General features: G+C 77.2%; 7 protein-coding genes. 3 read left to right on the top strand and 4 right to left on the bottom strand.

All coding sequences use genetic code 11. The features are described from left to right. A partial coding sequence (locus ACYVG5_RS09995) for a hypothetical protein (RefSeq protein ID WP_460683146.1) occupies positions 1–328 on the bottom strand: 328 nt, incomplete at its 3' end. Between the two features lie 44 nt (positions 329–372). Here ACYVG5_RS09995 and ACYVG5_RS09990 point away from each other — a divergent pair. Continuing rightward, on the top strand, positions 373–1,152 hold the full coding sequence (locus ACYVG5_RS09990) for an enoyl-CoA hydratase-related protein (protein WP_222048493.1): 780 nt from the start codon (positions 373–375) through the stop codon (positions 1,150–1,152). A 380-nt stretch (positions 1,153–1,532) separates the two neighbouring features. Here ACYVG5_RS09990 and ACYVG5_RS09985 read toward each other — a convergent pair whose 3' ends face one another. From ACYVG5_RS09985 to ACYVG5_RS09975, 3 genes are all read right to left on the bottom strand, one after another. After that, positions 1,533–3,269 (bottom strand): dynamin family protein, encoded by a 1,737-nt coding sequence (locus ACYVG5_RS09985; RefSeq protein ID WP_222048491.1) that lies wholly within the window; start codon positions 3,267–3,269, stop codon positions 1,533–1,535. Then, on the bottom strand, positions 3,266–5,092 hold the full coding sequence (locus ACYVG5_RS09980; protein WP_222048616.1) for a dynamin family protein: 1,827 nt from the start codon (positions 5,090–5,092) through the stop codon (positions 3,266–3,268). Before ACYVG5_RS09980 ends, ACYVG5_RS09985 begins: the two co-directional genes overlap by 4 nt. A 133-nt stretch (positions 5,093–5,225) precedes the next feature. After that, positions 5,226–6,344 carry an IniB N-terminal domain-containing protein gene (locus tag ACYVG5_RS09975; RefSeq protein WP_222048489.1) on the bottom strand — a complete coding sequence of 373 codons (1,119 nt, stop codon included), beginning with the start codon at positions 6,342–6,344 and terminating at the stop codon, positions 5,226–5,228. Between the two features lie 282 nt (positions 6,345–6,626). On the opposite strand from ACYVG5_RS09975, the gene ACYVG5_RS09970 reads away from it, so the two are divergent. Both ACYVG5_RS09970 and ACYVG5_RS09965 read left to right on the top strand, forming a co-directional pair. Continuing rightward, a complete protein-coding gene (locus ACYVG5_RS09970; protein WP_222048487.1) occupies positions 6,627–8,573 on the top strand; it encodes an Hsp70 family protein in 1,947 nt (648 codons plus the stop codon). Further along, a complete protein-coding gene (locus ACYVG5_RS09965; protein WP_460683145.1) occupies positions 8,570–11,170 on the top strand; it encodes a helix-turn-helix transcriptional regulator in 2,601 nt (866 codons plus the stop codon). Before ACYVG5_RS09970 ends, ACYVG5_RS09965 begins: the two co-directional genes overlap by 4 nt. Positions 11,171–11,253 lie beyond the last annotated feature (83 nt).

Below are 11,253 nucleotides of genomic sequence, written 5' to 3'. Positions count from 1 at the left end.
CCCCGCCGCCCACGACGACGCCGCCACCGCAGCCACCGCCCCCCACCACGCCGCCGCCACCGCCGCCCCCCACCACGACGCCGCCACCGCCGCCACCGCCCCCCACGACGCCACCGCCGCCACCGCCGGTGGTGGAGACGGACCCCGCACCGACCACACCCCCGACGACGCCTCCCACCACCCCGGCCACCAGCCCGGCTCCCACCCCGGCCACCAGCGACGCGCCCGCCGCACCGCTGGACGTCGTCGCCCGGGTGGCCGACGCGCTGCTCTGATCCCGACCGCGAGCGGCGTGCGTGAGAAGGTGGCCGCCGGGGAACGCCGCCACGCGACCGGCTCCTGCGACCACTCCCTGTGACCGAGAGGACGACGGTGTCCGAACCGACCGTGACCCGGACCGACGCGGACGGCGTCGCGACTCTCACGATGCAGCGGCCGATGCTGTCGCACGCACTGCGCGGCGAGCTGCTGGAGCTGGTGCGGGCGGTGCGCGCCGACGAGTCGGTCCGGGCGGTGCTGTTGACCGGTACCGGCCGCGCGTTCTGCGTCGGCCAGGACCTCGCCGAGCACGTCGAGGCGCTGCGCGGCAACGCCGAGCAGTCGCTGTCGGTGGTGGAGGACGAGTACAACCCGCTCGCGCTGGCCGTGGCGGCCCTGCGTGTCCCGCTGGTGGTGGCGATCAACGGTGCGTGCGCGGGCGCCGGGCTGGGCCTGGCGCTCGCCGGTGACCTCCGGGTGGCCGCGGCCGGCGCCAAGTTCACCACCGCGTTCGCCGGGATAGGGCTGTCCAGCGACTCGGCGCTGGCCTCCCGGCTGGTCCACTGCGTGGGCGGGTCGCGGGCCGCGGAGATCCTGCTGCTGCCCGACCCGTTCCTCGCCGAGACCGCCGCCACGTGGGGGCTGGTGCACCGCGTGGTCGCCCCCGAGCAGGTGCTGCCGGAGGCGCAGGCCCTCGCCGCCCGGCTGGCGGCCGGCCCGACGCTGGCCTACCGGGCGATCAAGACGGTGCTGGCGACGGCCGCCACCGACCCGCTCGAGGACACCCTGGCGCTCGAGGCCCGGTTGCAGACCTCGCTGGGCGGCACGGCAGACCACCGCGAGGCGGTGGAGGCGTTCCTGGCCAAGCGGCCGGCGGAGTTCACCGGCCACTGACCGCAGGGGGACACCGCCGATGGGAAGTGCACGACCGGGCTCCGGTGGCTGACCGGCCGGGTGGACGGCGACCGCCGCCGCGGCCACCGGTCACCAGCACGCTGCGCCCGCCGGCCCCACGCACCCGGGCACGGTTGCCCGGCCTGCTGCGGCTGTCCACCGTCGCCTGGCTGGGTAGCTGCCTCGCCGGGCTGCTCGGCCTGGCTGCGGCCGCGGCCGACGTCGAGGCCGCCCGGGACCGCCTGGTGGCCGCCGCGCTCGAGGACGACCCGAGCCGGCCGGCGGACCTGGTCACCTCGGGCGTGGAGACGACGCTGACCGCCGCCGCCGGTGGCAGCGCGGTGCTGCTGGTGCTGGTCGCCGGCTGCCTCGTGCTGGTGCTACGCGGCCGGTCCGCGGCCCGCTGGGCGCTGTGCGTGGTGGGAGTGCTGACGCTGCTGGCCGTCGACGTGGACCGGGGGCTGGTCGACGGCGCGGTGCCGATCGCCCGGGCCGCGTTCCTCGGCCAGGGCGGGCTGGTCCTCGTCGGGCTGCTGACCCTGGTGCTGCCCCGCTCCTCCCGGGCCTGGTTCGCCCGGGACCGTGGTCCCCGGGCCGGCTGAGCCGAGCACCGCGGCCAGCTCTTCGCACGACCGCACGACGGCCTCCGCGGCGTCGACCGCCGCCCGCGGCGCCAGCGGGTCGGCCGACCGCGCACGCCAGCGGGCCACCGCCGCCCCCGCGGCCGCCCGCAGGTCCCCGACGGACGTCTCCTCGGCCAGCCCCAGCCGGGCCGCCGGCCCGGAACCCGATGCGCCCAGCAGCCGTTCGGCCTCGGCCCGCACGTCGGCGGGGAACGGTCCGCCCGGCGCCCGGGACCGGCCCAGCAGGTCCAGCTCCACCAGGTCGAGCGACCCACAGCGCACCCGCTCCAGGTCCCGCCACAGCTCCTGGTCGCCGTCGGTGGGTCCGTCCCGCAGCAGCTGCTCCAGCAGGCGCAGTGCGGCACCGGCCTTGAGCTGGGCGCTCCGCTCGGTGAACTGGATCGCGAGCAGCCGCTGCAGCTCGGCCAGCCCGCTGCGCGCGACCAGCTCGTCGGCCAGCGCGGGAGCGGTGCCGACGACGCCGGTGCGGATCAGCGCCACCGCCAGCCGGACGCCGAACAGCCCCAGCCGTTCGAGCAGGGAGACCCGCGCGGCCCGGGGCACCGGAACGGGCGCCTCGGGCCGGCCGAACCGGTCGGCGGTCAGCAGCATCGCCTCGACGTCGGCCCGGTCGGCCTGCGCCAGCGTGGCCAGCGCGACGAAATCCACGTGCCGCAGCGTGCGACCACCGAACGCGACCAGCCCGGCCACCGGCAGGACCGTCTGGCTCAGCGCCGCCACGGCGGGCAGCTCGGCGGTGCGCCGGGCCACGTCGTCGGCGGCCAGCAGGGCGTCCAGCCGGCCGGAGCCGAGCTCGTCGGCGCGGGACAGCACGGTGATCGTGGTCGTGTGCAGGCCCGCTCCGCCGGTGGCCTGCTGGAAGGCGGCCAGGAAGGCCAGGTCCGCCGGCTGCACCTGGCGGGTGAGGAACACGATCGCGTCGGCACCGGAGAGCTGGTCGTCGGCCTCGATGAACGCCTGGGTCCGGGCGCTCGCGTCGGCGGACAGGGAGGCGATGCCGGGGGTGTCGATCAGCATCGCCGGCTGCAGCCCGGACGACGGCCAGTCCACAACCAGGCGGGCCACGTCCCCGGCGGGTGTCCCGGCCAGGTCCAGCTGCAGCCCGCCACCCACCCGCCGCACCGGCAGCGACTGCCGGGCGCCGTCGGTGCGGTGCAGGACGGCCTGGGGCGTCGGCCCGTTGCGGAACCAGGTGACCACCCGGGTGCACTCCCCGGCGTCGGTGGGCGCCAGGCGCTCCCCCACCAGGGCGTTGAGCAGGGTGGACTTCCCGGCCTTGACCCGCCCGGTCAGCGCCACCCGCAGCGGCTCGTCCAGCCGCCGGCGCTGCGCCGCCAGCCGCGCCACGGCCGCAGGGCGGTCGTGGTGCACGGCGGCCGCCGCGTCCAGCAGGGCGCGCACGTCGTCGAGCAGCTGCGATCCGCTGTCGCGCCCCCCGACGGGCCGGTGCCGGCCGCCCGCAGCCGAGGTCACGACGCCGTCCCGGGGGAGAGCCGGGCGACGTCGGCGGCGAGCCGCTCGACCAGCGCCAGCCGGCGCCGGACCTCGCGCACCCGGGCGTCGCGCTCCGCGGCGGCGACCTTCACCGACTGCTGGGCAGCCCGGACCGCATCGGCCAGGGTCCGGGACATCTCGTCGACGGTGTCGGTGACCAGATCCCGCAGGGTGCGCTGCACTCCCCGCAGCCGGTCCTTCAGCTGCTTGCCGACCTGGAACACGACCTCGTCGAGGTGGCGGCGCACGGCCGCCTTGGCCTCGGCCTGCCGGCGCTGCCGGCGGGTCTGCTTGTCGTCGCGGTAGGCCCTGGTACCGATCACCGCACCCACGGCCAGCGAGATCGGGTTGATCAGCCCCAGGCCGGCCATGCTCGTGATCAGGCCGGTCATCAGCACGCCGCTGTAGGACCCCTTCATGCCGATCAGCACCCGCTGCGGCACGGTCAGCACCCCGCGGTCGATGTCGTCGAGCTCGACGAGCGACCCGAGCACCTCCGCGCCGTCCCCGATGGGCAGGTCGGGCAGGGCGACCCCGCCGTCCCGGGCGAACTGGTCGACGACCTCGACGGCCAGGAACTCCGACCGCTGGCTGGCCCACACGTAGCTGTCGGCCACCGCGCCGCCGATCCGCTCGTCCAGCCAGTCGGTCAGGTCGTCCCAGAGCGCACCGGGGTCGTGGGCGTCGATCGCCACGTCGGCCTCGCGGGTGATCACCCGCGCGCGGTCACGCAGGTCGTGGTCGATGTCGGCCATCAGGTCGGTGACGCCGTCGGCGAGCACCTGCTGCCAGCGCGACGACTGCCGGCGGAGCTCCTCCACCCGTGTCCGGGCCTCCTCCAGCCGGGCGACCAGTGCCTCGTTGTGGGCCGGGTCCTGCAGGCCGGCCAGCTCGGTGCGCAGCGACAGCGCCAGCTGGTCGGTGACCGAGGTCAGGTCGTGCACCGTGGACCGCCGGGCCAGCGTCTCGGCCCGGTCCAGCACACCGCGGCGCAGGTGCGCGGCCACGGCCCCCATCCCCGACTCCTGGTGCAGCTCCCGGTCCTGCTGCTGGACGGCGAGGATCTCCAGCGACGCCGAGACCGGGAAGACCGGCAGGTCCAGGCCGGCGTTCTCCAGGTGCCCGCGGTCCAGGTCGACGATCGTGCGCCACTCCGGGGAGGCGTCCACCTTCGTGAGCACGCCCACCACGTGCGGGCACAGGGCGGCGGCCTGCCGGAGGAAGGCCATCTCCGGGGCGGTGTACTCCTGGGAGGCGTCGGAGACGACGAGGACGGCGGTCGCGGCGGGCAGCAGGTCGATCGTCCGCAGCGCGGCCGTCGAGCCCACGCCGCCCACCCCCGCCGTGTCGACCAGCTGCAGGCCACCCTCGAGCAGCCGGCGCGGGAGCTCGACCTCCGCGGCGACCAGCTGCCGGCCGTCGTCGCCGCCGGCCGCGCGGGTCAGCTCCGCCGGGAGGGAGCCGACCGGGACGGGTACCCGGGTGGTGGGCGCACCGCCGGTCGGGACCGGTCCGTCACCCGGTCCGGCGGCGTACACCAGGGCGGCCGCGGCGGCCGCTCCGTGCCGCACCACCACCGGCACCAGCGTCTCGTCGGCGTGCCCGACCACGCACACCGGAGCCCCGACCAGGGCGTTGAGCAGCGTGCTCTTGCCCTGCTTCGGCTCGCCCACCACCAGCACCCGGACGGCGGGGTCCTGCACCCGCTCGCGCACGACGGTCAGCCGCCGGTGCAGGTCCTGCCGGTCGCCGGTCAGCTCGAGGGCGCGGTCGAGCAGCTCGATCGGTGTCGCCGCGCCCATCGCCCCGTCGTTCCTTCCCCTGTGCAGCCGAGTGCCCGGCCCGGCCGCCCCCTCCGGGGCGGCCGGGCCGGGCCGGGTAGTGCTCGCGGTCAGTCCACCGGGGAACGGGCCCCGGGGCAACTGCCCTGGTCGATCAGTCCTCGAAGGTCTGGTCGTCGCCGGCGAGGATGAGCTCGTTGCCGGTCACCGTGGTGTCGATCTCGGTGGTGGTCTCGGTGGTGGTGGTCTCCTCCACGTCGACCTCGGTGGAGCTGTCCACGTCGTTGAACGATTCGTCGACGTCGAGCTCCACGTCGGTGGAGGTGTCGTTGAACGAGTCCTCGAGCTCGACGTCCACGTCGGTGGTCGTCGTCGTGGTCGTCGTCGTGGAGTCGTCGGAGTTGTCCGTGCGGGAGTTGTCCGAGTTGTCCGTGCGGGAGTTGTCCGAGTTGTCCGTGCGGGAGTTGTCCTCGTTGTGGGAGTCCTCGGTGTTGTAGGAGTCCTCGGTGGTCGTGGTGGTGCTCTCCACGTCGAGGTCCACCTCGTTGCCGACGGCGTTGCCGACACCGGAGGCCACGTCCCCGACCTCGTTGTCCTCGCCGATGTTGACGCCGGTGCTGTCGTCCACGTCGATCGACTCGTCGACGTTGTCGACGTCGTTGCCGCGGCCGACCGCGTTCCCGTCGCCCTCGACGGTGTTGTTGGAGTTCTCGGGGTTGAACGAGTCGTCGATGTTGAACGAGTCCTCGATCTCCACGCTGTGGTCGACCGAGACGTCCTCGACCTCCTCGCCGGCCGCGACGCTGCCGCCGGTGGCGAGCACCGCGTCGTCGCCGAAGATCTGGTAGACGTCCTTGCCGGACCAGACGCTGTCCCGGACGTCGATCGTGGTGTTCGCGTTGTAGGTGAACGTCTGCTGGATGTAGCGCAGCTGCTCGATCACCGAGTCCGAGTCCGAGTCGGGGCCGGAGGCGGCCGGCGAGACGACGGTGGGCTGCGCGGCGGCGAAGGTCGGTGCAGCGGCCGCGGCGGCCACCGGGGCGGCGGCGGCCTGGGCGGCCGGCGCGATGTGCGCCAGGCCCGCGGCCCCGCCACCCATCGGCGCGAAGTCCTCCAGCACCGGGATGAGGTTCTGCACGTCGGTGGGGCAGACGTCGTCGAGGCCGGCGGCGGCCAGCGCGCCCTGCGGGTCGGCCTGGAAGTCGGCGGCCGTCTGCGGGTCGCGGAGCAGGTCGAGGATGAAGTCGAGGAGAGAGCTCGCGAGGGTGGCCATGGGGATCGACTCCTGAGGTCTTGCGCCGTCCGCCCGTCGTCCGGCTGCTGGACCGAAGTCTTCGGCGTCCGCCGCTCCGGTTCATCGGGGCGGAGCCCCCTTCTTCCGGACACCCATTGGGGGGTTCCCCCTGACCGTGCGTTAGGGGCACCGGGGTGTCGGGGGCCCAGAGATGTTGGGGCACCCCATTCGTCTCAGGAGTCACACAACGCGTGCGCGGACAGTTACCTTGCCCTGGCCGGGCACAGCAGCCCGGCACCCGGCACAGCGGGGGGATGCTGGATGCACGACGGGACGTACGGGCTCGGGATCGACGTCGGGGACTCGACCGTGGTGGCCGCGGTCTGCCGGCTGGAGGACGGGCCGCAGGGCCCGCCCGAGCTGCTGCGCCTGGGCCCGGCCGGCCCGGTGGGCTCGGCCGCCGTCGCCCTGGACGCCGGCCGGCTGTCGGTGCTCCCGCCCCCCGGTTCCGGGCCCGGAGGGGAGCTGGTCGAGCACGTCCTGCAGCGCGTCGGGTCCCCCACCCCGCTGACCGGGGCCGGCCGCGCCGTCTCCCCCGCCGCCGCCGTGGCGGCGATCGCCGCCCGCGCGCACGAGGTCGCCACCCGCCGCGAGGGGCGGCCCGCCACCTGGACCGTCCTCACCGTGCCGCCCTCCTGGGGCGACCACCGCCGCGACGTGCTCGCGGCCGCGCTGCGATCCGCGGGGCTGACCCGCTCCTCGGTCGTCTCGGGGGCGGTCGCCGTGGTCCGGGCCCGGATCGCCGCCGGTGCGCTGTCCGCCGGGTCCACGGTCGCCGTCTACGACCTGGGCGCCGGGTTCCTGGACACCGCGGTGCTGCGCACGACGCCGGACGGGGTCGTCGAGCAGCTCACCGCGCCGCCCGCACCGCTGGCCTGGGGTGGGCGCGACCTCGACGACGCCGTGGTCGGCCACGTCGTCGCGTCGCTGCCCGGCGGCACCGCTCCCACCGACCTCGGCGAGCGGGCCGCGCTGCGCCACGCCTGCGTGGCCGCCAAGGAGGCGCTGTCCACCGACACCGACGTCCGGGTCGACCTGCAGGTCGACGGGGTTCCGCACGCGGTCCGGGTCGTCCGGGAGGACGTCGAGGACCTGGTGGCCGGCGCGGTCGAGGCGTCCGTCGACGGCGTCCGGCGGGCGGTGGCTGCGGCCGGCCTGACCGTCGACGACCTGGACGCCGTCGTGCTCGCCGGGGGCAGCACCCGGGTGCCGCTGGTCGCCGAGACGCTCTCCGCCGAGCTGGGCCGGCCGCTGGTCGCGGACCCGGAGCCCGCGCTGACGGCGGCCTGCGGCGCGGCGCGGCTGGCGGTGCAGCACCACCCGGCCGAGCCGCTCCCCGCTGCGGGGCCCACCACGATGCCGGCCGGGGCCGGCGGCGCCGGCGGTCGCCGGCCCCGGCGGCCCCGGCCCACGGCGGCCGGCCGGGTGCACCCGCCCCGGCGGAACCTGCAGCGGGCGGCGGTGCTGACCACGGCCGTGCTCGGACTGTGGGCCGCCTCGGCCTCGGTGGTCGCGGTGCTCGACCCGGTGGACGGCGGGTCCTCCCTCAGCGGGTCCGCAGCCGACGCCGCGGGTGAGCCGGCCCCGGGCGGCACTCCGCAGCGCGCGGGCACGCCGGGAGGCGTGGCGGAGCCGGGCAGCCCCCGACCCGGTGACCTCGCCCCGGCGGCGCTGGAGCGGAACGTGACCGACACGGGGGAGGCGCAGCGCATCACCCGCGCCCGGGTGACGGCCGGGGCCACGCCGGCCGCGGTCCGCCGGGCCGCGGCCGGAACGGCACGCGGGACGTCCGCGCCCGGCACGTCCGCACCGGCCGGGAGCACTACGGCGGCGGCCGGCCCCGGTGGCACCACCGCCCCGGGCGGCCCGCCCGCGCCGGGCACCACCACACCCGGGTCCACGACCGGGCCCGGCACCGGCGGCCTCCCGGAGAGCCCGGCACCGGACCCCACCCCGACGCCGGACCCCGAGCCGACGCCGACACCGGTCCCCGAACCGACCCCGGACCCCACCCCGACGCCGGACCCCGAGCCGACCCCGACGCCGGACCCCGAGCCGACGCCGACACCGGTCCCCGAACCGACACCGGACCCCACGCCCGCGCCGGATCCCACACCGACACCGGTTCCCACGCTCGCGCCGACGCCGGGCCCCCGGGCGCTGCCGAGCATCCCGACCGGCACCGCACCCGGCGGGCAGACGGCATGACCGCCGCCCCCGGCCTGCGCGCCGCTGCCTGGACGACGCCCCTCCCGGCCGGCGCCGGGCAGCTCCTCCAGGACGCCCGCGGCGGCGGTTCCCAGCTGTCCGCGGTCGCCGTGCAGGGGCCGGGTGGCACGGGCAAGTCGCTGCTGCTGACCCGGCTCGCCTCGGCCTACCGGGAGGCCGGTATCCCCGTCGCGGACGCCCGCAGCGCACCCGCCGCGGCCGACCTGACCGGCGACCTGGCCGTGATCGTGGACGACGCCCAGCGGCTCACCCCGGCGGGCGCCGAGCGGGTCCGGCAGCTGCTCGCCCACCCCCGGGCGCGGGTGACGCTGGCCTACCGCCCGTGGCCCCGCCCGCCCGTGCTGGCCGACCTGGTCTCGGAGATGGCCGGCGACCGGCACATGGTGGTGCTCGGGCACCTGACCCGTGAGGGCGTGCAGACCTGGGCGACCGCCGAGCTCGGCGTCACGGTGACCCCGCGGCTGGTCGACTTCGTGCTGCACCAGACCGGCGGCCTCCCCGCCCTCGTCGCCGCCCTGCTGAGCTGCCTGGCCCGGAACGTGGTCGCGCCGGCCACCGCCCCCCTGACCGGGCCGATCGACCCGGTCGCGCCGCGCCGGCTCGAGGTTCCCGGCGAGGTCCTCGAGCAGGTGCGGGCAGACCTCGCCGCGCTCGACGACGAGGAGCGCGCGCTGCTGCACGCCCTGGCCGCCGGCTCCCCCCTGGACACCGAAGTGCTGGCCGATCTGCTGGAGCTGCCGGCCGGCCGGGCCGGCGAGCTGGTCACCCGCGCGCGGGCCGGTGGGCTGCTGCTGGCCGCGGGTGCCGTCGTTCCGCTGGTCTCCGACGCCCTCCTGCAGGTCACGCCGGCCGACGTCACCCGCGGCACCCGCCGGCGGCTGCTGGGCCTGCTGCTCGACCGCGGCGAGGACCCGCTGGACCTGGCCCGGGCGCTGGCCGCCGACCGGGTGCGGGAGCCGCGGGCCGCCCGGCTGCTGGAGAAGCACGGCACCGCCGCGCTGACCGTCGCCCCCGGGCTGGCCGGAGAGCTGCTCGCCGAGGCCGCCGACGCCGGGCCGCTGGCCCGCCGGGTGGCCGCCCGCCGGGCCGCCACCGCCGCGCTCACCGGCGACCTGGACGGCGCGCTGCAGTGGGCCGACACCGGGCTCACCGACGAGGAGGCCCCCGACCGCGGCCGCGCTGCCGGGGTGGCCGCGACCGTGCTGGCCCAGCGCGGGCTGCTGGCCCGCAGCGCCGAGCTGTTCGGCCTCGCCGGGCCCGAGCGCGCCGGCTCGACCGCGCTGGCGCTGCTCGCCACCGGTGCGCACGCCGAGGCCGTCGCCGTGCTGCAGGCCGCCAGGGACGACCCCGCCGGGAGCGCGCCGACCACCCTCTCCGGCGGTGAGTGGCTGATGGCCCAGGGCGTGCTGCGCTCGCTGCGCTGCGGCGCCTCGGCGGCCGACGACATCGCCGCGTCGCTGTCGGTGCTGACCCGGGCGGCCGCACTGGTCGAGCCGGTCGGGCGGACCGCGCTGCTGCTGGACACCCCGGCGGCCCTCGCCGCGCTGGTGGCGCTGCACAGCGGGGAGCTGGGGGTGGCCGAGTCGGTGCTGCACCGGGCGCTGGACGCCGAGGTCGGCGGGCCGCCGGCCCGGCCGCGGCACCTGCTGCTGCTGGCCTGGACGGCGATGCTGCGGGGCCGGATCGGCGGCGCCCGCGAGCTGATGGACCGGGCGCACGGCACCGACCGGCTGGAACCGCGCGACGAGCTGTTCCTCCGGGCGCTGGAGGTGGGGCTGGCGCGCCGCAGCAGCGACTCCCCGGCGCTTCTGGCGGCCTGGGAACCGGCCCGCGAGGCCCTGCTGCGGCACCCGGTCGACCTGTTCGCGCTGCTGCCGCTGGGCGAGCTGGTCATCGCCGGCTCCCGGATGAAGGACGCCGGCCGGCTCGCGCCGCACCTGGCCGAGGCCCGGGCGCTGCTCGCCCGGCTCGGGAACCCCCAGCTGTGGGCCACGCCGCTGCACTGGAGCGGGGTGCAGGCCGCCATCCTCACCGACGATCCGGCCGCCCTCGAGCCGCACGCGGCGGCGCTGGCCGCCGCCGCCCGCACCAGCCCCTACGCCGCCACGGTGGCGCAGGCCGGTCGGTCGTGGCTGCGGGTGCTCACCGGCGATGTCGACGCCGCGACGGCGGTCACCGCCGCGACCGACCTGGCCGCCGTCGGGCTGGCCTGGGACGGCTCACGGCTGGCCGGGCAGGCGGCGGCGCGGGCCACCGATCCCAGGGACCGGCTGACCCTGCTGCAGTGCGCCCGCTCGCTGGCCGAGAGCGAGGAGGGTGGCGAGCGGACCGCGCGGTCCGCGGTGCCCGAGCACGCGGTTCCCGCCGGGCCGGAGGACGCGCACCTGAGCCAGCGGGAGCGGGACGTCGCCGCGCTGGTGGTCGCCGGGCAGACCTACCGGGAGATCGGCGCGCGGCTGTTCATCTCGGCGAAGACCGTGGAGCACCACGTGTCCCGGATGCGGCAGCGGCTGGGGGCGAACAGCCGCTCGGACCTGATCGCCCGGTTGCAGGCGGAGCTGGCCGAGCACGGCTGATCCACGGAGGACCGTGGGCGGGCGAGGGGCCCGCCCCAGGACGGCGAGTTGCCGTGGCGCCGGGGGCAGAGGAGCCACGGCAA

This window comes from Modestobacter lapidis, from assembly GCF_054780755.1.
Note: the sequence above shows the minus strand (reverse complement) of the source record. Positions and strands in the feature narration are given on the sequence as shown.

Excerpts from the sequence above, each read along its gene's own strand:
- ACYVG5_RS09980 (WP_222048616.1), bottom strand. The coding sequence starts at position 5,092 with ATGGGCGCGGCGACACCGATCGAGCTGCTCGACCGCGCCCTCGAGCTG.
- ACYVG5_RS09975 (WP_222048489.1), bottom strand. The coding sequence starts at position 6,344 with ATGGCCACCCTCGCGAGCTCTCTCCTCGACTTCATCCTCGACCTGCTC.
- ACYVG5_RS09970 (WP_222048487.1), top strand. The coding sequence starts at position 6,627 with ATGCACGACGGGACGTACGGGCTCGGGATCGACGTCGGGGACTCGACC.
- ACYVG5_RS09965 (WP_460683145.1), top strand. The coding sequence starts at position 8,570 with ATGACCGCCGCCCCCGGCCTGCGCGCCGCTGCCTGGACGACGCCCCTC.